This is a genomic window from Bacillus sp. RC240 (genome assembly GCF_044907945.1).
Classification (GTDB): Bacteria; Bacillota; Bacilli; order Bacillales; family Bacillaceae_G; genus Bacillus_A; species Bacillus_A mycoides.
In genome coordinates, this window is record NZ_JBIYCT010000001.1 from 781,103 (window position 1) to 806,653 (window position 25,551).

26 protein-coding genes and 3 pseudogenes are annotated in these 25,551 nt (G+C 31.3%); 24 read left to right on the top strand and 5 right to left on the bottom strand.

All coding sequences use genetic code 11. From position 1 onward, the window contains the following. Positions 1–132 precede the first annotated feature (132 nt). Positions 133–912, top strand: coding sequence for a BC_2878 family exosporium-associated protein (locus ABH955_RS04070; protein ID WP_404490898.1), 780 nt, complete (start codon positions 133–135; stop codon positions 910–912). 366 nt (positions 913–1,278) lie between these two features. On the opposite strand, the gene ABH955_RS04075 is transcribed toward ABH955_RS04070, so the two are convergent. Continuing rightward, complete coding sequence (locus ABH955_RS04075; protein ID WP_002065857.1) at positions 1,279–2,502, bottom strand: ATP-grasp domain-containing protein; 1,224 nt, start codon at positions 2,500–2,502, stop codon at positions 1,279–1,281. 122 nt (positions 2,503–2,624) lie between these two features. On the opposite strand from ABH955_RS04075, the gene ABH955_RS04080 reads away from it, so the two are divergent. The 4 genes and pseudogenes from ABH955_RS04080 to ABH955_RS04095 all read left to right on the top strand — a co-directional run bounded on the left by ABH955_RS04080 (position 2,625) and on the right by ABH955_RS04095 (position 7,067). Beyond that, entirely contained in the window at positions 2,625–3,722 is a 1,098-nt protein-coding gene (locus tag ABH955_RS04080) for a YheC/YheD family endospore coat-associated protein (RefSeq protein WP_113937623.1), read from the top strand. Between the two features lie 152 nt (positions 3,723–3,874). Continuing rightward, a pseudogene (locus ABH955_RS04085) lies at positions 3,875–4,182 on the top strand (GNAT family N-acetyltransferase); the annotation flags it as partial. Positions 4,183–4,900: 718 nt separating this feature from the next. Beyond that, a complete protein-coding gene (locus tag ABH955_RS04090) occupies positions 4,901–5,596 on the top strand; it encodes a CsxC family protein (protein ID WP_002065863.1) in 696 nt (231 codons plus the stop codon). Between the two features lie 127 nt (positions 5,597–5,723). Next, complete coding sequence (locus ABH955_RS04095; protein ID WP_404490899.1) at positions 5,724–7,067, top strand: BC_2427 family protein; 1,344 nt, start codon at positions 5,724–5,726, stop codon at positions 7,065–7,067. A gap of 363 nt (positions 7,068–7,430) precedes the next feature. Here ABH955_RS04095 and ABH955_RS04100 read toward each other — a convergent pair whose 3' ends face one another. Then, complete coding sequence (locus tag ABH955_RS04100; RefSeq protein ID WP_340952621.1) at positions 7,431–7,862, bottom strand: GNAT family N-acetyltransferase; 432 nt, start codon at positions 7,860–7,862, stop codon at positions 7,431–7,433. A 226-nt stretch (positions 7,863–8,088) separates the two neighbouring features. On the opposite strand from ABH955_RS04100, the gene ABH955_RS04105 reads away from it, so the two are divergent. Continuing rightward, positions 8,089–8,949, top strand: a complete 861-nt coding sequence (locus ABH955_RS04105) for a DegV family protein (protein ID WP_404490900.1) — start codon at positions 8,089–8,091, stop codon at positions 8,947–8,949. Positions 8,950–9,019: 70 nt separating this feature from the next. Here the strand turns inward: ABH955_RS04105 and ABH955_RS04110 are convergent, their stop codons facing one another. Then, entirely contained in the window at positions 9,020–9,223 is a 204-nt protein-coding gene (locus tag ABH955_RS04110) for a hypothetical protein (protein WP_002136809.1), read from the bottom strand. A gap of 70 nt (positions 9,224–9,293) precedes the next feature. Between ABH955_RS04110 and ABH955_RS04115 the strand changes: the two are divergent. After that, a pseudogene (locus tag ABH955_RS04115) lies at positions 9,294–9,677 on the top strand (helix-turn-helix domain-containing protein); the annotation flags it as partial. 92 nt (positions 9,678–9,769) lie between these two features. On the opposite strand, the gene ABH955_RS04120 reads toward ABH955_RS04115, so the two are convergent. Beyond that, a complete protein-coding gene (locus ABH955_RS04120) occupies positions 9,770–10,204 on the bottom strand; it encodes an Lrp/AsnC family transcriptional regulator (protein ID WP_404490901.1) in 435 nt (144 codons plus the stop codon). Between the two features lie 142 nt (positions 10,205–10,346). Here ABH955_RS04120 and ABH955_RS04125 point away from each other — a divergent pair, with 142 nt between their 5' ends. From ABH955_RS04125 to ABH955_RS04150, 6 genes are all read left to right on the top strand, one after another. Continuing rightward, on the top strand, positions 10,347–11,636 hold the full coding sequence (locus ABH955_RS04125) for an APC family permease (RefSeq protein WP_404490902.1): 1,290 nt from the start codon (positions 10,347–10,349) through the stop codon (positions 11,634–11,636). 113 nt (positions 11,637–11,749) lie between these two features. After that, the gene (locus ABH955_RS04130; RefSeq protein ID WP_404490903.1) at positions 11,750–13,360 is read left to right on the top strand and encodes a M3 family metallopeptidase; all 1,611 of its coding nucleotides are present in this window, start codon (positions 11,750–11,752) and stop codon (positions 13,358–13,360) included. Positions 13,361–13,373: 13 nt separating this feature from the next. Next, a complete protein-coding gene (locus tag ABH955_RS04135; RefSeq protein ID WP_002136800.1) occupies positions 13,374–14,075 on the top strand; it encodes a 5'-methylthioadenosine/adenosylhomocysteine nucleosidase in 702 nt (233 codons plus the stop codon). Between the two features lie 29 nt (positions 14,076–14,104). Beyond that, a complete protein-coding gene (locus ABH955_RS04140) occupies positions 14,105–14,779 on the top strand; it encodes an HAD family hydrolase (protein ID WP_404453532.1) in 675 nt (224 codons plus the stop codon). A gap of 97 nt (positions 14,780–14,876) precedes the next feature. Then, on the top strand, positions 14,877–15,338 hold the full coding sequence (locus ABH955_RS04145) for a GNAT family N-acetyltransferase (protein ID WP_404453908.1): 462 nt from the start codon (positions 14,877–14,879) through the stop codon (positions 15,336–15,338). A 96-nt stretch (positions 15,339–15,434) separates the two neighbouring features. Next, positions 15,435–15,941, top strand: coding sequence for a DinB family protein (locus ABH955_RS04150; RefSeq protein ID WP_404453534.1), 507 nt, complete (start codon positions 15,435–15,437; stop codon positions 15,939–15,941). Positions 15,942–15,985: 44 nt separating this feature from the next. Here the strand turns inward: ABH955_RS04150 and ABH955_RS04155 are convergent, their stop codons facing one another. Next, positions 15,986–16,405, bottom strand: a complete 420-nt coding sequence (locus ABH955_RS04155; protein WP_002136793.1) for a hypothetical protein — start codon at positions 16,403–16,405, stop codon at positions 15,986–15,988. A 121-nt stretch (positions 16,406–16,526) separates the two neighbouring features. On the opposite strand from ABH955_RS04155, the gene ABH955_RS04160 reads away from it, so the two are divergent. The 11 genes and pseudogenes from ABH955_RS04160 (at position 16,527) to ABH955_RS04210 (ending at position 25,534) form a co-directional block, all read left to right on the top strand. Next, complete coding sequence (locus ABH955_RS04160; protein WP_404448695.1) at positions 16,527–17,174, top strand: response regulator transcription factor; 648 nt, start codon at positions 16,527–16,529, stop codon at positions 17,172–17,174. Further along, positions 17,167–18,543 (top strand): sensor histidine kinase, encoded by a 1,377-nt coding sequence (locus ABH955_RS04165; RefSeq protein WP_340775294.1) that lies wholly within the window; start codon positions 17,167–17,169, stop codon positions 18,541–18,543. Before ABH955_RS04160 ends, ABH955_RS04165 begins: the two co-directional genes overlap by 8 nt. A gap of 136 nt (positions 18,544–18,679) precedes the next feature. Next, on the top strand, positions 18,680–20,476 hold the full coding sequence (locus ABH955_RS04170) for a Xaa-Pro dipeptidyl-peptidase (RefSeq protein ID WP_404453541.1): 1,797 nt from the start codon (positions 18,680–18,682) through the stop codon (positions 20,474–20,476). Between the two features lie 228 nt (positions 20,477–20,704). Beyond that, positions 20,705–21,466, top strand: coding sequence for a class I SAM-dependent methyltransferase (locus ABH955_RS04175; protein ID WP_404453544.1), 762 nt, complete (start codon positions 20,705–20,707; stop codon positions 21,464–21,466). Between the two features lie 154 nt (positions 21,467–21,620). After that, entirely contained in the window at positions 21,621–22,139 is a 519-nt protein-coding gene (locus ABH955_RS04180; protein WP_404490904.1) for a shikimate kinase, read from the top strand. Positions 22,140–22,282: 143 nt separating this feature from the next. Then, positions 22,283–22,546 (top strand): hypothetical protein, encoded by a 264-nt coding sequence (locus ABH955_RS04185; protein ID WP_002136786.1) that lies wholly within the window; start codon positions 22,283–22,285, stop codon positions 22,544–22,546. 195 nt (positions 22,547–22,741) lie between these two features. Further along, a pseudogene (locus tag ABH955_RS04190) lies at positions 22,742–22,957 on the top strand (hypothetical protein). Positions 22,958–23,166: 209 nt separating this feature from the next. Beyond that, the gene (locus ABH955_RS04195; RefSeq protein WP_404448705.1) at positions 23,167–23,667 is read left to right on the top strand and encodes a lysozyme family protein; all 501 of its coding nucleotides are present in this window, start codon (positions 23,167–23,169) and stop codon (positions 23,665–23,667) included. Positions 23,668–23,833: 166 nt separating this feature from the next. Then, entirely contained in the window at positions 23,834–24,064 is a 231-nt protein-coding gene (locus ABH955_RS04200; RefSeq protein WP_000789035.1) for a hypothetical protein, read from the top strand. Positions 24,065–24,449: 385 nt separating this feature from the next. Continuing rightward, on the top strand, positions 24,450–24,941 hold the full coding sequence (locus tag ABH955_RS04205) for an ankyrin repeat domain-containing protein (RefSeq protein ID WP_404490905.1): 492 nt from the start codon (positions 24,450–24,452) through the stop codon (positions 24,939–24,941). Beyond that, positions 24,938–25,534 (top strand): DJ-1/PfpI family protein, encoded by a 597-nt coding sequence (locus tag ABH955_RS04210; RefSeq protein ID WP_404448709.1) that lies wholly within the window; start codon positions 24,938–24,940, stop codon positions 25,532–25,534. The genes ABH955_RS04205 and ABH955_RS04210 overlap by 4 nt, the downstream gene beginning before the upstream one ends. The last annotated feature ends 17 nt before the right edge of the window (positions 25,535–25,551 follow it).

Below are 25,551 nucleotides of genomic sequence, written 5' to 3' on the forward strand. Positions count from 1 at the left end.
TTCTTAATTTGACAGGCATATGTCTGTATACTTATCTAGACTAATATTAGAGTTATATTGTCCAAGCTTTTCTTACATGCCTTTCATATTATATTTATTAGGTAAAACATATAGGAAAGGAATGGAGAATCAGTGGATTGTGAGCCGAAACGTGATTGTCAATGTTGTCAAAATAGTATATGTGAATTTTTGAAAAGTTTAAATCCTTATTCTAGGGTTGAGAGTATCGTAATAGACGGAAACGAAATAGTTGTATCCTATTTTATTTCATTTAATGAGATAAAAGGTATAGTGTCGTTTGCACAAGAAGACAGTGAGGTAATATTTGTAGATTGTTCAAGAATTGATGCGATTCGAATAGGGAAAGTTTGTAGTTGTAAAACGAAAGTTAAATTTATTGAAGAGGAATTCAGTTTACTTGGAAATGTTTGTCCACATTGTTTAACTGAGGGAAGTACACTATTCTTCGATTTTAATAACCCTGAATTAAGTTTATCTTTACAGGCAAAAATGATTGATCCACCTAGATGTGTTGAATTTGTAGATGAGCTTGGGAATGTAGTAAAGCAAATTACTATAGTAGGTGAAGCGATTGTTTCTAAGGATTTTGTTCCAGTACCTGAACTGTTAGATTTTCGATTAATTTTATCGGATACAGCTGGGAATCCTTTGAAATTTGGATTGCTATTTATTAATTTCCCTGATGTTACTTATATTATTATTTTAGCATCAAGCGGATATCTTTCCATTTCGAACTGTTTAAAAATAGAGAGTGGAACTAGTAATGCCGAAATAGAAGAGATGAAAAAGATGATAATGAATGACAATAATACGTACAAGTCAATTATTAAGTTGACTAAAATATATAAAAATGGTGCGACGGAATCTTTTATTTCTAAGAAGGAGTTATAACGTATCTATTGATTAACCCTCTTAGTTAAAATTTTATGTTTCGAAAAAATTTATTAAATAATAAAAAACATTACTTTGTTATTATTCACGGAGAACATTTTTAATTAGATAAAAGCTCATTTGTAAGTATTCGAAAAACTATATAAAAGTAAATGCTTAATAGTAGCTTCAGAACAGAAGAAGTCATTTTGGAGTCGCTTGTTGGGTAAATAAATTAAAATTTCATAATAAAAAAGTTCACTCCTTCTATAAATGTAGATAAGGAGTGAACTTTTTTATTACGCATTATGATAATTAGAATTGTAAGAAACTTGATTTTAGTATATTTTTATGAGTTGGTGTATATATCTTGTTTTTATGTTGCATTTATTCTTTTTGGATTTCAAATGAAATTTCTTTGGCTGCTTTTAAAGCTATTTTTTTAGCTTCTGTTTTAAAATAGGATGCTGCTAAAACGTAGCCACATCGATGTCCCATTGATGTAGGTGGTTTTAAGACAGTTCCTTTTTTAGGTTTTATATAAACTTTCTCTACGCCAGGATATTTAGAACTACGGTTCTTTCCTGTAACTCGAATTAGTTTCCCTTTAAATTTAACTGTTAGGTAATGAGTGTATACATATTTATGATGTTTTTTATTTAGTGAAGGTTTATTTCCTAACATTAACTGAATAGTCTCTTGCACTAAGTTGATTCCATGTCCAATTTCAATTATATCATTCATTGCTCCACCTGATATTCTGGGGTTTATCTCAATTAATTTCCAATCATTATTTATTCTCCGGAGTTCTAGATGACAAGCTCCATTTTTCATATTAAAAGCCTGAATAACAGAATTAACTGCATTGAAAAGACTAGTATATAGACTTTTGTCTACCTGTCCTAGTAAAGAATAACCAGTAACAATAAAACGTTCAAAGAGTGTAATTTCTTGTTCAATTACTGCTATAATATGGACTTTTCCATTTTGAACTAAAATTTCGACTAAGTACTGAGGTCCATCTACATATTCTTCAAGTAGAATTTCTTCATTAGGTAGTTTTTCTAAAAGGCTTTGTATAGATAAAATTAATTGATTTTTATTTTTTACTAATAATACATCTTTTGATCCTGATGATTTAGGGGATTTCACAATAAGAGGGAAATTTATCTTTTTATTTTTTTTTAGAAAAGATGATAATGGTTCTGTTGGTTTGTAAATTAAATAGTTGAGTGAGATTGGTAAATCTTTAAGGACATTACGAGTTAATATTTTATTTTCCATACGATAGATAGCTTCAGTGGATACAATATTTGAGCAGAATTTTTCTGATAAACGTGCAGCCAGATAAACAAAGGGGTCAATAAAACTAAAGATTCCTTTTATGTTCTTTCCTGATTTATTTAATTTTTCAATTGTAGTAATTATATTATCATAATCATTTATATCAGTGAAAATCATCTGATGTACATCAGGGAATGTACTGCGTTCTTCAATAAATTTTGTTTTTTTCGTTAATAAAACAGTAAAGAAATTAAGTTTTTCAGCTGCTTTGATCGCTTCCCTACTGGATCCAGATTTATTTGTTTCAATAAAAACAATAGTATCCATCTTATGCCACCCTACCTTAATTATTTTATAAACCCTTAGATTTATTATTTCTATAGGTAGAATATTAAAATGAGGTTAAGCTTGTTCTAGACTTTTCAAAAAATGGTTGAATGAAGGAGAACATGAATATATATATAATGAAGTTGATATTTGTTTTGAAAAAGATCTTTAAAAAGAGGGGAAGAGGAACCGATATGACTATAATTGGTATGCTTCATCATCGGAAAGATCCGAATGTCGTAAAGAAAGCATATACTTATGCTGCTGTAGCCAAAGCTGAAGGTATAAACTTTTTTTATTTCACTTTAGGGAAAGTAAATATAGAGACTGAGAAGATTTTAGGTAAAACTTATGAAAATGGTGAATGGGTTGAACAAGAATTTTCTTTTCCTGATGTTATTTATAATGCAAGTGTTCATGTTAGTGATAAAAATCAGCAAATTTTTGATTATCTATATGATAAAGTTCCATTCACAAGTCATTCAATCGGAGATAAATTAAGTGTATATAACAGAATAAAAAAAGCAGAAAAATTTAAGCAATATCTTATTCCTTTTTATGAATTAAATGATGTTAATAAGTTTTTTGACATGATTGATCGTTATGGAAAAGTTATTATTAAACCAATTTCTGGACATCAAGGTAAGGGTATCGTTTTCATTGAAAAACATGGGATGAATTACAGTATGAATGAGTCAGAACAAATTTCATTAATAAATAAAAAACAATTGCTAAGTTTTTTATCTGATAAGATTCAAGAGAAAGGTTACATAGTTCAACAGTTTATTTCATGTCAAATGAAATCTGGTCATGTTTATGATTTTCGATTGCATGTTCAAAGAAATGGAGAAGGAAAGTGGGTTATTACTTCAATATTCCCGAGAATAGGTCCATTAGGAAGTGTTGTATCAAATATGGCTAGCGGTGGTTATAGTACTTATTTAGATATTTTTTTAAAAACGGAGTTTGATAACGATTGGTATAATATTCAAAGGTATTTAGAACGATTTGCGGTAAGTTTTTCTAACCATTTTAATTCTTTATATAAGGATGTATTATTTGATGAGTTAGGAATTGATGTTGGGATTGATGAAAACCAAAAATTGTGGTTGTTTGAGGTGAATTGGAGACCAGGTGTACCTAATATATTTAATCTTGAATTAGATGTAGCTAGAAATTTAGTTCACTATGCTAGATACTTAGCTGATAAACATAAATAAGAAAAGGGAAATAGAAAATTGTGAATTTAAAGTAAGCGTAAAGTAACTCCAAAATATACATTAAAAGTTGATTTTGGAGTTATTTTTTGTTTACTTCACTTTTTTCGGCACTCTGCATCTAGATGGAAAATCCGTTGACCACGGCAAGACTTTATCAATTGATAGATGATTATATAAATCGAGGTATTGGTTATAGTATTTTCTATAAAGGAGACGTTGTATGCGGTGCATCATCATATAGTATTTATGATGATGGGATTGAAATTGAAGTTGCTACTGATCCGAATCATAGAAGAAAAGGATTGGTGACTGCAGTAAGTACGGCTTTAATATTGGATTGTTTAGAAAAGACGAAATATCCAAACTGGGATGCAGCGAATAGCACTTCTGCTAAACTAGTGGAAAAGCTTGGATATGTTTTTGATAAGGCGTATGATACTTTTTTGTAAATAATAGGTAAATGAACGAGTTTGTACGAATTGAATTTTACAACATAAAAAGGCTAGAAAATCCAATTAAATTAACATCAATTAGCCCTTTTTTATAATTACAAAGATAAAATATCCAAAGATAATTTTACCTAAACTAAAGGTGTTAAGAGAGATGTTAATTAATAGTATTAGAGGGGAGAACAACGACAAGATTGTTTTCATTAGAAGTATTGATAAATTCTATTGGAAAAGGTGAGAGTAAAAAAACGATGTGAATGATAAAGATGAAGTGATTCCACAACAATGTAGGTATAAAAACCGACTTTATTAAGTCGGTTTTTATTTTTTAACAATCAGGTGTTACCCAATATTAAATTGCAGTTGCAAAGATATTATGAGATGAAGAAATCAACAAACTTAAATTTATCTGCCTTAATAAATGTAAGAATAGATTTTTTGAAAGTTTCTTCGAAAATATGGTTATCTTTTTTACTATTGAACTTAATTAACGTATCATTGTATTTTTCCACGTTGAGAGTTAAGAAATTCTATTTTTTATAGGTAAATATACATGAAAATTAAGTACATTAAGTTATGTGTATTTGACTATTAAAGAGAGAGTACTCTTTTTATTTGTAAATGATAAAAGTGACTATGATACAAACCCACGCATTAATAGAAGACAAACATATACAGTATAGAGAGTTAAAAAGCTCTAAATTTTTCATATAAAGGAGATTATAAAATATGAGTGAACAATGCCCAATTAATGTACCATGTCAGGTAGCGGGACAAACCCAAACACCATTAAGTGATGCTGCAGCAACACCAATTACTACTCCAGGAGCACCAATCGTAAAAATACCAGTTGTATTAGCGGAAAGAACAATTCAAATTGTTGTAGAAGCCGATGTTCCATTAGATCCTCCAGCAACTGAGATTAAACGTGTCTTAAAAAATGTATTTTTAACACAAGGTAAGTTAGTTCCTGTAGCATTTACTCCGGTAGTTGGTACACCTTACAACCGAGTTACAAGAGGAAAATTATTTGTACAAGGGTATATTCGTAAAAATATTGAATATGCAAATGATGAGTGTAATGGAGTTCTATATGACCGCATTGCAAATGTTCCATTTTCTGGTTTTGCAGATCTAACAGAAGCTGATTTTCTATCACTAGCTTTAATAGCTGCTTCTTCAGACACTACATCTCATTTTATTAATCCTAACAACGGCGATTTACCACGTTTAGATAAATACTTCTTCCAAAATTCAGTTTTTTATAACGAACAACCATATGTCGAATTAGTAAGTGCTCAATTTTTCGAATTAGACTTTTCCCCTTGTCCAACAGAATTAAACGAGCCATTTGGAACGCTTCGTGAAAAAATTGTACTAGACCTTACTTTAAAAGTTTTACAAGTACAACAAGTACAAGTATAAGACTAAAAAAGCATTGTCTTTAATAAAAAGACAATGTCTTTTTTATTATTATAAAACATATATAATGATGGAATGGTCGCGTACAAAAAGCATATTTTTATGAATTTCATCAGATGGGGGGATGGTGATGAATAAGCCATGGGTTGGTAAGGAAATATGGAACAAAGTTTACAAATGGAAAATGCTGAATGTTCAAGATGATTCGCGCGAAATAAGAGAAAAAAAGGAAAGTAAAGAAACAGAGTCAAAAAAAGAAGATAAAGCAATTGAATTAGAGGAAGAAAGTGAAGAAACTAGATCAGCAAAAGAAGAAAAAGCAATTGAATTAGAGAAAGAAAGTGAAAAAACTAGATCAGCAAAAGAAGAAAAAGTAATTGTATTAGAGAAAGAAAGTGAAGAAACTGAATCAAAAAAAGAAGAAAAAGCAATTGAATTAGAGGAAGAAAGTGAAAAAACTGTATCAGCAAAAGAAGAAAAAGCAATTGGATTTGAGGAAGAAAATGAAGAAATTGAATCAAAAAAAGAAGAAAAAGTAATTGGATTAGAGAAAAAAAGTGAAAAAACTGTATCAGCAAAAGAATATGAAGAAAGAGAATTAGAGCAAGAAGAAAAAGCAATTGAATCAAACAAAGAAAGTGAAGAGACTGAACCAGCAAAAGAAAATAAAGTGATTGGATTAGAGAAAGTAGAAGTAGCAAATGAATCAGAGAAAAAAAGTGAAGAAACTGAATCAAAGAGAGAAAGTATAGGTTTAGGATCAAAAATAGAGACTTCAGTGCATTCAATGGTAGTGAAAACGCCATTTTCTATTATTTCAGAAGTGTCTAGCTTTAATGTATTTCCAAAAATAAATGTGAAAAATCAAGATGCATTTGTATTTCGAAATGAAAAATATGCGGAGGGGCGTGAATTAGATTCTAAGTTATTAACTACAGTGCAACAGTATCATTCGGAGGCTTATTGTAAATTAGTTTCTTTAAATCTTCATGAAAAGAGAATGCTTGTTGAATTATATAATCAAAAAGTTAAAGGGAATAATGAAGAGAATAAGGTAGAGACATCTTCATGGATTCCTATTCACAGCATAATATTAGAGAGTGGAAATGAAGGAGAAGTAAATAATTATATAACAGCCAGACTACCAGTAGAAATAGGAAAATATAAAGGTGAAATTAGTTTACGAGAAAAAGTGGTATTTACAGAAAAAGTCATAGGAATAAAAGAGGTGGAACAGGAGATTATTTTGACAAAAACCGAATTTTTAGTACCAAAAGTAAAAAAGAATGGACAAAATAAATTTACAGTTGAAAAAGGGAGCTTATTGGTAGAAGGATATATATATCAATGTATTGAATACATATCAGAACAAAGTACATTTCATGACAATGTGTATCAGTTAGTACAAAATATTGTATTGGAATTAATCATTCAAGTGATACAAGAACAGGAAGTACAAGTGCGAATTACATAAAAATGATTATATTCCCTTGATTAGCTCATTATTTTTATTCGTAGCGTATCAATGCGTAATCTTTTGTAAATCATTCAGTGCTATAGAATATCCTCCAAACGGTTTATCCTCAATGAATTCATTTTAATATTTATGAAGGATGATATTATTGCTAGCTAGGATAGTTACTTAATTGTATGAATTTCTTCAGGTTTATGTTTTAAAAAGGTGCTAACAAGTTTGTCAACGAACTTGCTAACACTTATTAAAAACAGGCATAAAATGTGGCGTATATGTTGTTTGAATAAAGAAGCTAATTCACAGATAATTGCTTGTATAATCTGATGTGTAATACAAAGTGCATTGACTCCTTTTTTACAAAACTCACAATTTAAATAGTAAAACATGTTTATCGTAATTTTCCAAACACCAATTATATTTTTTTAGAATAATTGGGTGGACAACTTCTTTCGTAGTATCGACTTCAGTATAGCCATATTTTTTATAAAAGTTTTCTAGTTCCTCGAAAGGAAGACAATACACATTTTGTATTTGTAATTTTTTCGCAGTTTGTACTAAAAATGATACGAGTTCCCCAGCTAATTGTAGACCCCTGAATTTAGGGAGAATAAAAATCCCACCCATTTCAATAGTATTTTCATCTATTTGGACTAAACGTCCAACACCTGCATACTCGTTGTTGTATGTAATGATCGCAACTGTGTCTCGTGTTAAATCACTTGGTACAAATCCTATCGATTCATAATGATTATTAACCCATTCTAAATCATTAGATGTAGCTAGTTGAATACTCATATGTATCCTCCCTCAGAAAAAATGTAATATTCTCATTATACACAGTGTAATAACTTGTAAAAAGAGGTTAAAATGAAATCATTTTTATTTGCAGTTCAAGTTTTGAATAATAGTGCATACAATATAAAGTCTTTTCCTTTCTTCATTTTAGTTTTACGTATATAATTTAAAAGTAATATTTTTTATTTTATTTATTATATATTTATAACAGAATAGAGGTTTAAAAATGGGTGTTAAAATCATTACGGATAGTGCGGCGGATTTACCGTTAGAATTGCTGCAAGCATATGATATTGATTTAATTCCACTCCGTGTATATGATGAAGCAGAAACAGAGTATTTAGATGGGGTTACATTAAAATCAGTTACTTTATTGCAAAAAATGAGAGAAGGCGCAGTTTATAAAACGTCATTGCCTTCACTTGAAACATTCCAAGAAAAATTTGTTTCCTATGCAAAAGAAGGTAACCCTTGTATATATTTAGCTTTTTCATCTGAATTGTCTGGTACATATCAATCGTCAGTTCTCATTAAAAAAGAAGTGAAAGAAACATACACTGATTTAGATTTAGAAATTATCGATACAAAATGTGCCTCACTCGGTCAGGGTATTGTCGTATTAGATGCTGCAAAAATGGCAAAAGAGGGCGCATCGAAAGAAGAAATATTAAACCGTGTCGCTTTTCTAATGGAGCATATGGAGCATATCTTCACTGTAGCTGACTTACAGTACCTTGTTAGAGGTGGCCGTTTAAGTAAAGTAGCCGGTTTCATCGGTGGTTTGCTAAACATTAAGCCAATCTTAAATGTGGATGAAGGAAAACTTGTACCACTTGAAAAGGTACGAGGGAAAAAGAAAGTATTAAGCCGAATTGTTGATATTATGGAAGAGCGCGGGAAAGACCTTAAAGGTCAAACAATCGGTATGACTCACGGTGATGATTTAGAAACTGCCGAAGCATTAAAAGCATTAATTACTGAAAGATTCGGCTGTGAAGTATTTATCGTAAATACAATTGGAGCAGCAATCGGAGCGCATACAGGACCAGGTGCGTTAACATTATTTTTCTTAAATGAAGTAGAGTAAAGGATTGATCTTTTGATCAATCCTTTTTTAATTCTAAAATAATTGTTTTATGCGAATGAAAAATATGTAATTACTTCTTAACTTTCTCTTTAAAAGGTAAGAAGGTAGATAGGAAAGTAGTGATAGCTAGTGCAAAGCTGACTCTTTCAGTATGATCAATTACTAAGTCATTTTTCCACTGATAAAGGAAAGAAGCGATTATTAAAAGTAAAACAGCGCCTCCAACATATCTTACTATTTTTCGTGCTGATTCGTTTTTTAGTCTTACAATCATGTTTATCTTCCTTTCGAGTTTACTAAATAATTCGACAAACTAATTACTAGGATGCGATATTGGTAATTCATCTATGAAATTGAGTGAATTTTTATCGGAGAAACATCAAAAGGTATATGCATTACGAAACATGATAGAGGTGTACATAGAACTTAAAGATTGGAAAAATGTTAATAAAGTTATGAATGAAGCATTTCATTTTTTATCAATTTATGATGTACCAATTGCACATGTCCAACTATATGGTTTGAAAGCTAAAATATTCAATATACGTGGAGATTATTATGAATATGAAAAAAATATGCAAAAAGCAATTGAAGTGGGAGTAGAAAAAAAGCAACATCGCTTAGTTGCTGAATTATCCTATGAATTAGGTAACTTTTATAATGAGAATCGCTCTTATAAATTATCTGCGAAGTACTTTAAAATTTCAGCTGAAAATAAAATGGATTAAAAAAGAAGTTTAGTCAAAAGTTCTTATAAATTGTAAAGGGTTATCCAAAAGAGTATGATATTTTATAATTTTTGGATAACCTCTTTTTATTACTATTCTACAATTATCGGTCGATATGGTATCGGTGATGATAAAATCATAGAAGTTTTTACTATACCAAATGGTATAACGATATCAATTAATTCCTCTAATTCTTTCATTGAGTGAACCGCTACTTTTAAGTAATAGCTACTTTCACCTGTTACTCGGTGACATTCGAGTATTCTATGTTCTTCGTATATTTTCTCCTCAAATTTTTTGCATGGAATCTTTAAATTTTCGATTCTTAAAAATGCTTGAATTGATTTTCCAACTGTATCCAGTGATATCCGTGCTGTATACTTTTCGATTATTCCTGCATCTTGTAACCTTTTTAGTCTTTCTGAAACGCTAGGGCGGCTAAGGTGTAGATGCTCAGTCATTTCTGTAATTGTCATCCTGGCATCTTCTTGTAATAATAGGGTTATTTTCTTATCAATCTCATCCATTACTCATGCTCCTTTGCAAAGTTGAAAGTAAACTTCTGAAATACATGCATAATATAAAATCTAATGCTAAATTACATACACAATTGAATGTTGAATAGACTGATAACTTTCTATAATTAAAATATAAATGGAGGTGCATGTAATGTCTAATCATTTCAACGAAACAATTTCTATTAAAAAGGGAACAGCTTTATACGTAGGGGCAGTTTTAGGATCAGGAATTCTTATATTACCTGGTATGACTGCGAGTATAGCGGAAGGGAATGCGATTATTTCTTGGCTTATTATGATTTTACTTAGTATCCCACTTGCATTAACATTCGCTTTTTTATCTATTGAGCATCCAAGTGCAGGGGGAATTGCAACTTTTTCTGAGAAGGCTTTTGGTAAAAAAGTAGGTGCGATTATAGGGTGGTGTTTTTTTATCGCAGGTAGTGTTGGGCAAATCATTGTATCACTGACAGGTGGAATGTATATAGTAAAAGTCTTTTCTTTACCATCGTATTTTTCTTATATTATCGGGTTAATCATAGTAAGTATTTCTATCGGCTTTAATTTATTTGGATTAAAAATGAGCGGTTCATTTCAAGTATGTATCGGTGTATTAACTTTTTTTATTTTAATCGTAACAATTATAAGCTCACTACCTTATATTGAAATGAAAAATATAAATGTACATATTTCTATGAAAGCAGTAAACCCGATTTTAGATGCGTCATTATTAATTTTTTGGTCGTTTTTCGGTTGGGAAGCAATTGCGAGTTTAGCTCCAGAATTTAAAGCACCTAGAAAAAGAAATATTATTTTGTCTACAGGATTTGCAATTATTATTATTGGATTTTTATATACGGGGATTGCATTATCAGTAATTGGAACAAAATCATATCATATTAATGCTGATAATACTACAGCTCTAGTACTTGTAATAAAACAAACATTAGGTAATCAATTTGCATGGTTAATTGGATTTGTAGCTTTTATTATTTGCTTAGGGACGACAAATGCATTTATCGCAAGCATGGGCCGTTTAGGCTATTCGCTAGGGCAGGAAGAAGTTGCACCTCGTTATTTAGCAAGTATTAATGTAAAAAGAGCAGCGCCAACAAATGCAATAAAAGTTGTAGGTTTTATTGCAATAATAGGTTTGTTAATATGTTTCGTTTTTCATATTAGTATAGATAGAATCGTATTAATACCGAACTCGTTAGGGATTGTTACATATATAGTCGGTACTGCGGCCGGAATTAAGTTAATAAATAATAGATTAGGTAAAGTTTTTTCTATAATAGCTTTTACATGTTGTATAGCGGTTTATCCCTTTATTGGAGGAGTCATACTTATTCCAATAGTTGTAGCTTTAGCGTCTTTATGCTATTTATATTGCATAAAAGGTAGACTTGTAAATGGGAGGGAGCAGAATAAGGAATGTTAAAATACATTCGTTTAAGTTTTAATATTTAGAGATATCTAAATATTGGAGATTCATATATAATTATGGAGGGATTAAATTGTTGTAACTATTTGTAAAAATAGGAGGCTATTAAAATGAACATACGTATTCAAGCTCCAACTAAATGGGATTTAGACAGACTTTATTCTAATAAACAAGATCTTATATTTTCTATAGAACGGTTAATTATAGAATATAAAGCAACAAAAGACTCAGTAATCCTTTCACAACTTATACAGGCTATCGAAAAAGCAGAGTATTACTTATATTGCCGTGCTGCTGAAGATGAGAAGCAGCCTGAAAATACTTTACTAAGTGTAAAAGTAAATCAATTAAAGAAAGAAGTTCAACTATTAATAGAATCTAGTAAGGGACAAAGTGTTAATACAAATCATTCAAGTATTAAACTAATAGAAAATGAATTAAAAGCTTGGGAAGATATGTATACACAATTAAGAAATAAAATAGAAGTAATACACGATAAAGAGACTTTATCATTTGGACAAGCAAATTACGTTGCGATGAATAGTGATGATCATAATGAAAGATTAATAGTATTTGATTCTCTTACAAATGCTTTGAATAAGGAAAAAGATATCTTTGCTACTGTATTGAATCAAATAGGAAGATTACGTCATGCTAAAAGTGATGAAATGGAAGGAACAGAGATTTTAAAACAATCACTACAAGCAAATGGCATCTCTGAAACTGCATTATCCCAAATGTGGAATGCAACGGAACAAAATCTTACGAAGCTAGCAATTGCGTTAAACGGTTATAAAAAAGGAAAGAATTCAATTACATGGTACGAGCTAATGACATGGAAAGAAAGTAATGAGACTGTTATTCCTTTTTCAGTAGCAGTAAAAAACATATATGATGCACTAAAAAATATAGATGAAGAATTGGCACAGTTCGCACAGAATGCAATAGCGAATGCCTGGATCGATGCTGAACCGAGAGATAATAAACCGCCGGGTGGATTTTGTGCTCCTTTTTTCAGTGAAAAAGAATCTCGCATTTCACTTCGTTATGATGGAACAATTGATAGTGTAAGAGTACTTGCTCATGAACTGGGACACGCTTGGCATTTTTATGTTATGAGTCTTGAACAATCTACAACATTTTTAGATGATTATCTGCCAATGAGTACAGCTGAATCAGCGTCTATTTTCTTTGAAACGGTAATCATGAATTATTTAATTCAAACAACAGATTGTGTAGAGATGAAAAAGTCATTGCTTAGCTGGAAAATTAGAAATAGTTTTAATTATGTTATGGCAATTCGTGCATCGTTTCAGTTCGAAAAGAGTTTTTATGAAAAAAGTAAAGAAGGTCCTATAAGTGCTGATGAAATTGAGAAATTATCTATAGCCGCGCAGGAAAAGGCATACGGGAATGCACTAACAGAATATCAGCCGTTTGTTTGGATGAAATACGTTCAGTTTTATATAGCAGATGTTCCTTTTTACAATTATCCATACACACTTGGGTATTTAGCAAGTTTTAGTTTAATTGAAATAGCAAAGGAAAATAAAAATGCATTTCATTTGAGGTATAAAGGGTTTTTACGAGAAACAGGAAAGGCCCCAGTTGAAGAATTGATGAAAAAACATTTTGATATTGATCTAACAGAGTATGAATTTTGGAATAAAGCTTTTATGCAAATTCATAAAGATATTGATGAATATTTGCAAATTAATTAAGGGGACTACATATATGAACAGAATCGGTATTATCGGAGCAATGCAAATAGAAATAGACTTACTTTTAGAAAAACTACTTATTAAAGAGGAACATACTATTGCGGGAATACCTTTTTATAAAGGAAACTTCATGGATACAGAAATTATTATTACGCGATGTGGTGTAGGAAAGGTAAATGCCGCCGCATGTACACAAATTTTAATTAATAAATTTGATGTGGATTCTATCATTAATACAGGTGTTGCGGGTGGATTACATCCGGATGTGAAAATTGGTGATCTAGTTATTTCTACAAATGTTACGCATCATGATGTTAATAAAAATCAAATGAAGAATCTATTTCCGTTTCAAGAAACGTTTCATGCAAGCGAGGAATTAAGAGATTTAGCCCGAAAAGCTGTTAATAGTAGTAGTTTAAATATTACTGTTCATGAAGGAAGAATCGTCAGCGGAGAATGCTTCGTCGAGGATTCAAAATTAAAGGAGCAATTAGTCACTGAATATGCACCTCATTGTACAGAAATGGAAGGAGCGGCAATTGGGCATGTCGCTTATATAAATGACATACCGTTTCTCGTTATGAGATGTATTTCTGATGGCGCTGACGATGAGGCGCAAGTTTCATATGATGATTTCGCAAAAACGGCCGCGAATTATTCTTCAGAAATTATTGTCGAGATACTTAAAAATAAATTGAGTAAAACTATTTTGTAGTTCAAAAGTAAAGAATGGGAGAGAATATCATGTTACAAGCACTAATTTTCGATATGGATGGAACTTTATTTCAAACAGATAAAATTTTAGAATTATCACTAGATGATACATTTAATCATTTACGTTCACTACAATTATGGAATACGGTAACGCCAATTGATAAATACCGTGAAATTATGGGTGTTCCTTTACCTAAAGTTTGGGAAGCGCTGTTACCTGATCATTCAAATGAAGTAAGAAAACAAACAGATGCTTATTTTTTAGAGAGATTAATTGAAAACATAAAGAGCGGAAAAGGGGCTTTATATCCGTATGTAAAGGAAGTTTTTAGTTTTATAAAAGAAAATAACTGTTCCATTTACATTGCTAGTAACGGTTTAACGGAATATTTACAGGCAATCGTATCTTATTATGATTTAGACCAATGGGTTACGGAAACGTTCAGTATCGAACAAATTCAATCGCTTAATAAAGGTGACTTAGTAACAAGCATTTTGATGAAATATGATATAAAAGAGGCAGCGGTAGTTGGAGATCGTTTATCTGATATTAACGCTGCAAAAGATAATGGTTTAATTGCGATTGGATGTAATTTCGATTTTGCACAAGAAGATGAGCTTGCTCATGCTGATTTAGTAATTGATGATTTAATGGAGTTGAAGGGGATATTACCTGAATTGAAGAATACTTACATAACAAAATGAATAAGTTCACATTCAAATGAATGCTCAGGATGATATATTCTTGGGCATTTTTATTTTTCAAAAAGATACATTTGGATAGAGAAAGTGGGGGATTAAGCTGGAAGATATACAAATAAAACGAATTGGAGATTTGCTAAAATATGAGGTCAATCACCTTGTCCAGGAAAGTAAAGAAGAAGGATTTAACTTCTTAATAAAACTAATAAATGAATATGAAAGTAAAAGAAATACATTTAGTAAAACGGGCGAATGTTTATATGGCATTTTTCGAGGTGATACGTTAATTGGAATCGGGGGATTAAATCAAGATCCGTATACGAAAGATAATAAGATTGGCCGATTGAGGAGATTTTATATTGCAAAAGATTACCGGCGAAAAGGATTAGGAAAGTTACTGTTAGGGAGAATCTTAGGCGATGCAAAAATCTATTTTACTATCGTTGTCTTACACACAGATACAGAACAGGGGAACCAATTTTATACTTCGAATGGATTTGTGAAAGGGGCAATGTATGTAGGAACGAGCCATTATCTAAACTTAGATAAAAGGATGCAGTGAATTATTATTTATTCTCCGATAAGAACGTTTGTTCTTTTGTATGTAGATTTATGGTATGATTTATCTAAATCTATTATTAGAATGGGGAATTAGATGATGGGAGAAAATAAAATTATTAATGATTTCAATGAATATTCAATTTGGATAAATGCATTGAAAGATATGAAAGAAGAATTGTGGACGACACCAATATCAGAGGGGAAATGGACTGTTGGTGAGATCGTATCTCATATTATGAACTGGGATGACTATCTTTTACGTGAGACATTATCATCAGTGAGAGATGGACAGGGAATGGAGTTCCCTGACTTTGATACATATAATAAACTAGCCTCTAATTATGCGAAATCAGGTATATCTAAGATAAAACTTCTTGAAGAAGCAAAAGCTAAAAGAGATTTACTTGTTCAAGAGCTTCACCGACTGTCTATTGGAAAGCTAAGGGAACATTTAACTGCCAATGGAGTATCGTATTGTCCTCATACTGGAACGCCGTATTCTCTTATATATATTATTAAGGAATTCGTAGATCACGATAACCATCACAAAAGGCAGATTTTGAATTTTTTAAACGAAAATCATATTAAAAAATTAACTTGTTAACTGATAAAGAAAGATTCCACAAATGATACTTGTGGGATCTTTCTTTAATTAATTTTAACATTCATTTGTTTCAATAAACCCTTCGGATCACCTTTTACATAATAAAAATGTGGATTATTCTCATCATCGTAAAGCATAATGTAAGGTTTTTCATTAAGTGGGAGAAGGATGAGTACTTCATCGATTGTTGTATGTAACCATTGATTTGTAATAGGAACAGGTTTTGATAACGGGATTTTTATCATATGACCATCTTTCGGAACGACATTTAAGTTTTTGAACGGGCCAGTAATGGATTTAGCATATTGAACAGCTTCTTTTTGAATAGCTGAATCTAAAGATTGTTTTTGGACCACCATTTCTTTTTTACAATCAAATACTTCAATTTGTTTATTTGTATTTGCGAACGCATTTGTTGATAATAAAAAGAAGAGAAGAGTAATGACTCCTATTTTTTTGAACATGAAACAACACCTCACACTTACTATACCCTCAAACGTTGTAAATATTTTTATGTCACATTGATGTAACAAAGAAGTTGTATGATAAAATTGATATTTGTTTATAAGTAATGGAGGAAATGTAATGAAAGTATTAATCGCGGATGATGAACAAGATATGCTGAAAATTTTAAAAGCGTATTTTGAAAAAGAAGGCTTCGAAGTTTTATTAGCAAAGGATGGAGAGGAAGCACTTCAAATATTTTATGATGAGAAAATTGACTTAGCTATTCTAGACTGGATGATGCCGAAAAGTAGTGGTATTGCTGTCTGTCAGGAAATAAAAAAGAATTCGAGTGTAAAAGTATTAATGCTTACTGCGAAAAGTGAAAGTGAAGATGAATTAGCAGCTCTTCAAAGTGGGGCAGATGAGTATGTGAAAAAACCATTTCACCCAGGAGTGCTAATTACGCGAGCGAAAAAGCTTGTACAGCATGAAGATGTTATTCAAGTTCAAGATTTAAAAATAGATTTCACCAAAAATAAAGTATATAAAAATGAGAAAGAATTAGACATTACAAAGACAGAATTACAATTAATAAAGTGCTTTTTAAATCATAAAGGCACGATTTTAACGAGGAAAAAGTTGTTAGATATAGTCTGGGGATTTGATTATTTTGGGGAAGAGCGAACGGTTGATACGCATGTAAGAAGATTACGTAAAAAAATAGGAGAAAATATTATAAAGACACATCGCGGTTTAGGATACAGTTTGGAGGAAGAGTGTGAATAAACTCGGTAAAAAGTTATTTTTCAGCATCTCTTTAACAGTCATCCTTATTTTTGCCATCTCTTTATTATTAATTAACTATTTTTTACCAAAATATAATGTGCACAAAACACGCGAAAGCTTAGAAGGCATTACAGCGCAAATCCAGTCAATACCGCGTAAAGAGCTGGATGATGCTATAAATCGTATTGAAAATGAAGGTAATGTTACGATTGCGTATACATCAATAAATAGTTCAGAAGATGCTATTAATGAAGAATTACGCATGCAACTTACAAAAAAGAGAGTTGCATTGAATAAACTTTGGATTACAAAAGAAGAAATTACGAAAGTGAAGAACCTCGGACAATCGAATAAAATATATGATCAAGAAAAGATAAAATCTAGTTTTTTTGCGAAATACATTGCGAAAGATGATATGTTGATTTTAGTAGGAGTTTCTATCGCACATTCCAATGAAGTAATTAAAACGCTTAACTCATTTTATTTATACATTTTGGGATTCTCACTATTTCTTATTATCGTGCTCGTCTGGATTTTTTCAAAAACAATCACTACACCACTGAATGAATTGAGTGATGTCGCAGAAGATATTTCACGTCTGAAATTTAAACGGACGAAAGTTAAAACGAATGATGAAATAGGTGATTTAGCAAATAGTATAAACATTATGAGTGATAAATTACATGAAGCACATCAAGATTTAACAGATCGAAATGACCACTTAAAACGATTTATGGGCGATGTAACTCATGAATTAAAAACACCAATCGCATTAGTAAAAGCATATTCTATGGGAATAAAAGACGGTTTAGATGATGGCACATATGTTGATACAATCATTAAACAAACAGATCAAATTTCAAATTTAATTGAAGAGTTATTGCGATTTTCTAAACTAGAAAGAGATATTTTACAAAAAGAAGAATTCCCTATTGAACCACTAGTACAAAGTATAATAGATAAGCATAAGATTGAACTGGAGTCGAAAGAAATCAAGTTGCAAGTGAACTATAGTGTTGGTGACACGATTGTTTATGCTGATTTAAATAAAATGAGAATGGTCTTTCAAAATTTAATTTCTAATGCGATAAAATATACAACGAATCAAAATATAAAAATCACATTAGAAGAGAAAAATGGCATTGTGTATTTTCAAATTCAAAATGGTATTGCTGCTGAGGGAATTAAAGAGATAGATAAAATTTGGGAGCCTTTTTACGTATTAGAGTCTTCACGTAGCAAAGAAAAATCAGGTACTGGATTAGGATTAGCGATTGTAAAAAGTATATTAGAAAGACATGGATTTGAATACGGAGTTTCGGTAGAAGATGGAGAAATACAATTTTATATGTATATAGAAAGGAACTAATTATTATTAGTTCCTTTTCTATTATCTTGAAAGAGTCGAATGTTTTACAAATTTCTCAACTTTCTATAAAATATAAACTGAATTTTCTGCATTTTTAATGTATAGTAAAAGAAGGAATATATGGGGAGGGAAGGGCATGAGGAAAAAGAAATTAGCAATAACACTTTCAGCTATATTATCTTTAACAATTACTTCAGGAGTTTCTAGTATGACTGCACATGCAGAAAATAAGGAAGGGAGCTCTGTAAAAGGGAGCGATATTAAGTTAAATGGTCAAGTTTCAGAAGCTTTAACTCCAAACACAAAAATTCAATTGGAAAATGGGGTGACAAAACCAATCTATTCTCTTGATGAGGCCATCGTAGAAAATTTATTTGTAGAGACAGAAGTTGATAGTGATCGAGATGGTAAAAAAGATCGTGTATCAGTAAAGGTTATGCGTCCAAAGACAAATCCAGATGTGAAAGTCCCTGTTATTTATGAAATGAGTCCATATCGATCTGGATTGAAAGATGTTCCTGTTTATAATGTTGATGAAGAATTGAATGCATATGGAGGAAAACCGTATGGAGCTGTTAATCTTGGTTCATACGGAAATTATTACGTTCCAAGAGGATATGCAGTCATTTTAGGTGAAAGTATCGGAACTGGGAAATCAGATGGATGTCCGACCACTGGAGATGAGCAAGAAATATTAGGGACTAAGTCTGTCATTGATTGGGTAAATGGACGTGCGAAAGCATATACAGAGGATGGTAAGGAAGTAAACGCAAGTTGGTCTTCGGGAAATGTAGGAATGACAGGAGTTTCTTATAATGGTACGTTACCGAATGCTGTCGCAACGACAGGAGTGGAAGGGTTAAAAACAATTATTCCAATCGCAGCGATTAGTAGCTGGTATGATTATTATCGTGCAAATGGGGCGGTTATTGCGCCGGGTGGTTATCAAGGAGAAGATACAGATAATATGGCAGAAGCAGTACTAACAAGAAAAAACCCTGAAGTTTGCGGGCAAATTATTAAAGAACTAACAGCTGGACAAGATCGTAAAACAGGCGATTATAACGATTTTTGGGATAAACGTAACTATGTAAAAGATGTTAAGAATGTGAAGGCTAGTGTGTTTGTTGTTCACGGTTTAAATGATTGGAATGTAAAAACGAAGCAGTTCGCACAGTGGTGGGAAGCTCTTGGCAAAAATAATGTTCCTCGTAAAATGTGGTTACATCAAGGTGGACATGGCGGAACATCAAGTAATAACTGGCAACAAGCCCAAAATAAATGGTTCGATTATTGGTTATATGGAATTGAAAATGGAATTATGGATGAACCGATGGTAGATGTACAACGTGAAAATAAATCGTGGCAAAAAATAAAAAATTGGCCAGATCCAGCAGCTGTACCATCAAAAGTCCGTATGTATTTAAGTAATAAAGCAGTCAATCTACCATTAAGTATGGGATCAGTAAACAATGTTTTCTCATTAGTAGATGATGCTAAAATAAAGTCAAATCAACTAGTAGAAAACCCTGAGTTAGAAATAGCGAATCGATTAGTATATACAATGCCTGTACTGCAAAAAGATATGCGAATAAGTGGTACGCCTAAAATTTCAATAACAGGAAATATTGATCGATCTGTTTCAAATTTAACAGCTTTACTCGTTGATTATGGCGGAGCGAGGCCTGAAATTGTAACGAGAGGTTGGATGGATCCGCAAAACTTAAATAGTATAGAAAATTCAACAGCGATTCAACCTGGTAAAGATTACACATTTACATGGGACATGCAGCCAGATGATTACGTATTTAAAGCAGGGCATCAAATGGGAGTCGTTTTAATCGCAAGTGATTACGATTATACAATTAGACCGAAAGCAGGAACGAAGCTAACTGTGAAATTGAGTGAAGTGACATTGCCGATTGTGAAATAAATAGTTTTTGATGAAGAGCTTACTATAGTAAGCTCTTCATTTATAATCAGAATTTTCAACTTTTATATGTTCAATCGCGAGGAAATATTATACAATGTAAATATATTACATGGAAAGCGAGTGATATATTATGACAGTCAGCTCTTTCGAATTCTCATTAAAATTTGAGGTACGGAAAGATTAAGTAAATTAGAATCTTCCGTACACATAAAACGGAGGAGAAAATAAATGTTTAGTTATTATAGTACACTTTGTACGGAATTATATGATTTCACAAAACCTGTCGGTTACTCTTTGAATGGTGATATTGAATATTATCAAAATCGTTTAAAGAGTTGTAAAGGAAGAATTCTCGAAGCAGCAGTAGGGTCGGGACGTGTCATTATTCCATTTCTTGAAGTTGGATTTAAAGTTGATGGGATAGATTATTCACCTGAAATGCTAGATTCTTGCCGTAAGCGTTGTAAAGAGAGAGGCTTAAACCCTAATTTATACCAAGGAAGCTTACAACAATTTTCATTACCATATAAATATGAGGCGATAATAATTCCTACCGGATCCTTTTGTTTAATTGAAAATCGTGATGATTCTATAAACGCTTTGAAATGTTTTTATGAACATCTTAATCCAGGTGGGCGTTTAATTGTAGATCTTGCGCTTCCATATGACTGGAAGACGGGTGAGATTCATACATCGACTTTTTCTCTACCAAGCGGGGACGGAATTACATTAGAAAATAAATCAATTGAAATAGATTGGCTTAACCAAGTAACTGTATCATATTTAAAATATGAAAAATGGAGTAAAGGACAGTTAGTACAAACTGAACTACAACGTTTTGCAATGCGGTGGTATGGAATAGAAGAGTTTAAACTCCTTTTAGAAAGTATAGGTTTCACTGACATTACTTGCTCTGCTGACTATGTTTATGAAAAGCAACCGTCAAATGCAGAACAAATTATTACTTTTGAAGCTGTACGAAAGGAATAATATAGGAACTATTCATGAAAATAAGGCAATCGACACAACATCGACTGCCTTATTTTCAATTTTAGGATATGTTTTATTTCATTGTTTATAGAGAAAGATCGGAGGAAAATAAAGGAAATTCATCTTAATATTTGGCCCGCAAGCAGTCGGGAAAATGACAGTCGGACAAGAATTAGTGAAATTAACAGATTTGAAAATTTTTCATAATCACATGACCATTGATTTAGTAAGTCCATTTTTTGATTACAGTACAAAGGAAGCAAAAAGATTAGTAAGTTTGTTTCGTAATGAAATATTTGAAGAAGTGTCTAAAAGTGATTTATACGGAATGATTTTTACATATGTATGGGCATTTGACCTTCAATCAGATTGGGAGTACATAAACCATGTAGTAAGTATTTTTGAATCAAAAGGCGCAGCAGTATATTTTGTAGAGCTCGAGGCAGAATTAGATGAAAGATTAGAGCGAAATAAAAGTCCACATAGACTAGAGCATAAACCGAAAAAAAGAGACATTGAATGGTCTGAAAAAAATTTAAAAGAAACGATGAAAAAACATAGATTAAATTCATTTCATGATGAAATTGAAAAAAAAGAGTACATAAAAATTAATAATACTCATTTGAGTGCTAAAGAAGTAGCTGTAATGATTAAGGAAAAATTCCGATTGTAAAATACTTAAATGCTGTTACGTTTTCATAGTCCAAGCATTCTCCTACTAACTACATATACTATTTATATTAAGGACGGTCACTAATTTATTGAGAAACCGTCATTTGTATATAAATGACAAATTTGGAAGGAGGTAAGAAAAAATTGGAAAATGAACAGCCAGGAAGAATTGAAAATCAAGTGTATTCTAATCGAGTTGTAAGATCAGAATTTGATAAGCATTGGGAAACTTGTATTTCAAAAAGTGGTTATGTAATCTATGTAGCGACAAGTGATCATGCTGAAGTAATAGTTTTACTTTCAGATGGTTCAAGTAAATTATTAATCTTCGAAAAAGGCGGTAAAGTAATAGTAGGCGGTGGTGGAACAAGCCATTATAGTAAACCGCATATTGCAAGAAACATTTAATGTAAAAAATGTTAATCGAGAAGATGCTGGTAGCCTTATAGTCTTTAATTTTTATATGGAGATACGTATAATAAAGTGAGTTTTTGTTTTAGGTTCTGGCGTTTTTTCTAACAAAAATAAGATGAAAAAGATCTTTAACGTATAAAGGTCTTTTTTGTTTTATTCACAAATCAAATTAATGGAGGTGAGCTAATAATGAAAAATATTTGAGTAACCTATGTTTTTTCGGGTGTTCTCCTATTCGGCCTTACATATATAACTTCCGCAATTTACTCGGGTTCATTAGAAATTTGGGATAGAGGAAGCGGGAAATTCTTTACTGCATTTTATGAAATCCAGGGTACAATTTTATCGGTAATTTCAATTTGTTTTATTATAGCAGGGATATACTGTATACATAAAAAAGTGTAGTGAAAAACAATCAGCCTTTCATGTACTATACATGAAAGGCTGATTGTTTTTATGTGTTGAAGAAGTCTTTTAGAAGAATTGTAGTTTTTAGATTGATAGTTGAAACTGTAACAACTTATGTATAATTAATATCATTTTGTCAAATGAATGTCACATAAAAGTCTTATAGTGTATATAGAAAGTGAAACATATACAAAGCAGGAGATGAAATGATGAAAAAGGCACTACAATATATATTCATATTATTTACGTTAGTTACTTTAAGTTATGTAATTTATATTAACTATGAAAAGCAGAAAGAGATTAAAAATAATAAACAAGTAATTAGTGAAGTTGCAAAGAGGTATGATATTCCAGATTGGATACCATTATCAATTGCGGATCATGAAACAAAATTTAACCAAAAAGCAATAGGAGATAACGGAACATCTTTTGGATTATTCCAATTACATCGTGGTGGATTAGCACCAGCGCAATTATCGGAAGAGAGTTTAGTGGATTCGCGTATAAATACAACGATAGCAATTTCAAGTATGGTCAAATCGTATGAACGTGGTGTGAAAAAAGGATTGCAGGATTGGGAGTTGCTTAAATATGTTGCTAATACATCAGGGTGGCCAGGAAACTTAGGGGGAGAATGGACAGATAATAATACGAAATATAATAAAGGGCTAGAACAATCATATCAATTATATAAAAAAGAGAAGTAGATATAAAAAGGCATTTTCAATTTGGGGAAATGTCTTTTTTATGTTATAGTATAAAAGTGTTTGGGCGTTATGTTATTTCGATATATCTTCAAATTTGTTATGTAGTATTTTTATATTAAATAACTACTAAAATCATTTTTTTATATAAGGAGTAAGAAGTATGAATATGAAAAATATAGATTTTATACTAGAAAGTGATGAAACATTAAAACCGTCAGAACGATTAGTACTATTATTATTAGAGAAGCATAGAATGTTATATACGAACGATCTATTAGCTCTTTCAAATTTATCATATAAAACATTAACAGATTCACTAACAGCACTCGTTTTAAAGTCTTATGTTTTAAAGGATACAGGTAAGGGAAGAAGGCAGAATTGTTATAGATTAGTATGATAAGAGTACTGCTATAGATTCTTGCTATATACGTATTTTTCAAATGTAAGGATAAATTCCATTTTTATTTTCAAATGATAAAAAACTATTAATTTAAGTAAATAGCCGGTTTTGATATGTAAAGAGTTCATGGCTGCTAAATATATAATTTCATTTCATTTTTAATAATGTTTGTTAGTTGTAAGTGAAAATGATATTTTTTAAAAACAATTATAAAAATGAAACTCAAAAACAATCTACTCATTAGAGTCGGTTGTTTTTTTATTAGGATAGCGAATTATAAAAATAATATTATTATGTAAACTTAATTATTTAGAAAGGAACATGTGATTATTAATGGAATTTATTAAGGGGTACTTAATATTTCTATACATGGAGGTTCATTATGGAACAAATCATATCAATATCACAAGCAGTCATAAGCGGGGAAAAAGAAAAGGTAGTAGAAATCATTAATACGGATCCAAGTTTTGTTAACTCATTTAGTGAAGATGGATGGACACCGCTTCATTTAGCAGCTTATTTTGGGCAGAAAGAAATAGCAAGTTTCCTTTTAGAACATGGAACAAATATACATATTAGAGCGAAAAACGAAAATGAAAATACGCCACTTCAAGCGGCAATTGCAAACAAACAAATCGAACTTGTATCTTTCTTAATTGAAAAGGGATCAGATGTGAATGCAGTGCAAAGTGGTGGCTGGACAGGACTTCATGAAGCTGCATTATTAGGAAATGAAGATATAATTACATTGCTTCTTGAACATGGAGCCAATAAAACGACTAAGAAAAATGATGGGAAAACTGCATTTGATATCGCTGTAGAGAAAGGGCATGAGCATCTTTTACATCATTTGCAAGAGGAAGTGAGCTTATGATTAGCCGCTGGAAAGTAGGGGTTTTTCTTTTTAATGAAGTGGAAGTGTTAGATTTTGCCGGCCCATTTGAAGTTTTTTCCGTTACAGCAACAAGTGAAGGTCAACCATTTACAGTTCATACTGTTAGTCAAGATGGAGAAATGATTACAGCAAGAAATGGATTAAAGGTACAACCAGATTATAGTATCGAAGACTTACCTCCAGTTGATATTTTAATAATTCCTGGTGGCTTAGGTGCTAGAGAAAACGAAATGAAAAATGAAATAATAATAAATTGGATCCGTCAGCAAATGAAAGAAGTGAAGTTAATGACTTCTGTTTGTACCGGTGCGTTTTTACTTGCGAAAGCTGGATTACTCGATGGGCTCAAAGCGACAACACATTGGGCTAGTGTTAAAAATTTTAGAAATGATTTTCTGAATGTGGAAGTTTTAGAGAATGTAAAATTTGTCGATGAGGGACATATTATTACGTCTGGAGGAATTTCAGCTGGAATTAACATGTCATTTCATATTGTGAAAAATTTGTTGGGTACTGGGGTTGCTGAAGAAACAGCGAAGAGAATGGAATATGATATTGATTTAAAATATTGAAAGTAAAACAAGACCAG

Excerpts from the sequence above, each read along its gene's own strand:
- ABH955_RS04075 (WP_002065857.1), bottom strand. The coding sequence starts at position 2,502 with ATGGATACTATTGTTTTTATTGAAACAAATAAATCTGGATCCAGTAGG.
- ABH955_RS04080 (WP_113937623.1), top strand. The coding sequence starts at position 2,625 with ATGAATATATATATAATGAAGTTGATATTTGTTTTGAAAAAGATCTTT.
- ABH955_RS04090 (WP_002065863.1), top strand. The coding sequence starts at position 4,901 with ATGAGTGAACAATGCCCAATTAATGTACCATGTCAGGTAGCGGGACAA.
- ABH955_RS04095 (WP_404490899.1), top strand. The coding sequence starts at position 5,724 with ATGAATAAGCCATGGGTTGGTAAGGAAATATGGAACAAAGTTTACAAA.
- ABH955_RS04100 (WP_340952621.1), bottom strand. The coding sequence starts at position 7,862 with ATGAGTATTCAACTAGCTACATCTAATGATTTAGAATGGGTTAATAAT.
- ABH955_RS04105 (WP_404490900.1), top strand. The coding sequence starts at position 8,089 with ATGGGTGTTAAAATCATTACGGATAGTGCGGCGGATTTACCGTTAGAA.
- ABH955_RS04110 (WP_002136809.1), bottom strand. The coding sequence starts at position 9,223 with ATGATTGTAAGACTAAAAAACGAATCAGCACGAAAAATAGTAAGATAT.
- ABH955_RS04120 (WP_404490901.1), bottom strand. The coding sequence starts at position 10,204 with ATGGATGAGATTGATAAGAAAATAACCCTATTATTACAAGAAGATGCC.
- ABH955_RS04125 (WP_404490902.1), top strand. The coding sequence starts at position 10,347 with ATGTCTAATCATTTCAACGAAACAATTTCTATTAAAAAGGGAACAGCT.
- ABH955_RS04130 (WP_404490903.1), top strand. The coding sequence starts at position 11,750 with ATGAACATACGTATTCAAGCTCCAACTAAATGGGATTTAGACAGACTT.
- ABH955_RS04135 (WP_002136800.1), top strand. The coding sequence starts at position 13,374 with ATGAACAGAATCGGTATTATCGGAGCAATGCAAATAGAAATAGACTTA.
- ABH955_RS04140 (WP_404453532.1), top strand. The coding sequence starts at position 14,105 with ATGTTACAAGCACTAATTTTCGATATGGATGGAACTTTATTTCAAACA.
- ABH955_RS04150 (WP_404453534.1), top strand. The coding sequence starts at position 15,435 with ATGGGAGAAAATAAAATTATTAATGATTTCAATGAATATTCAATTTGG.
- ABH955_RS04155 (WP_002136793.1), bottom strand. The coding sequence starts at position 16,405 with ATGTTCAAAAAAATAGGAGTCATTACTCTTCTCTTCTTTTTATTATCA.
- ABH955_RS04160 (WP_404448695.1), top strand. The coding sequence starts at position 16,527 with ATGAAAGTATTAATCGCGGATGATGAACAAGATATGCTGAAAATTTTA.
- ABH955_RS04170 (WP_404453541.1), top strand. The coding sequence starts at position 18,680 with ATGAGGAAAAAGAAATTAGCAATAACACTTTCAGCTATATTATCTTTA.
- ABH955_RS04175 (WP_404453544.1), top strand. The coding sequence starts at position 20,705 with ATGTTTAGTTATTATAGTACACTTTGTACGGAATTATATGATTTCACA.
- ABH955_RS04180 (WP_404490904.1), top strand. The coding sequence starts at position 21,621 with ATGACAGTCGGACAAGAATTAGTGAAATTAACAGATTTGAAAATTTTT.
- ABH955_RS04195 (WP_404448705.1), top strand. The coding sequence starts at position 23,167 with ATGATGAAAAAGGCACTACAATATATATTCATATTATTTACGTTAGTT.
- ABH955_RS04200 (WP_000789035.1), top strand. The coding sequence starts at position 23,834 with ATGAAAAATATAGATTTTATACTAGAAAGTGATGAAACATTAAAACCG.
- ABH955_RS04205 (WP_404490905.1), top strand. The coding sequence starts at position 24,450 with ATGGAACAAATCATATCAATATCACAAGCAGTCATAAGCGGGGAAAAA.
- ABH955_RS04210 (WP_404448709.1), top strand. The coding sequence starts at position 24,938 with ATGATTAGCCGCTGGAAAGTAGGGGTTTTTCTTTTTAATGAAGTGGAA.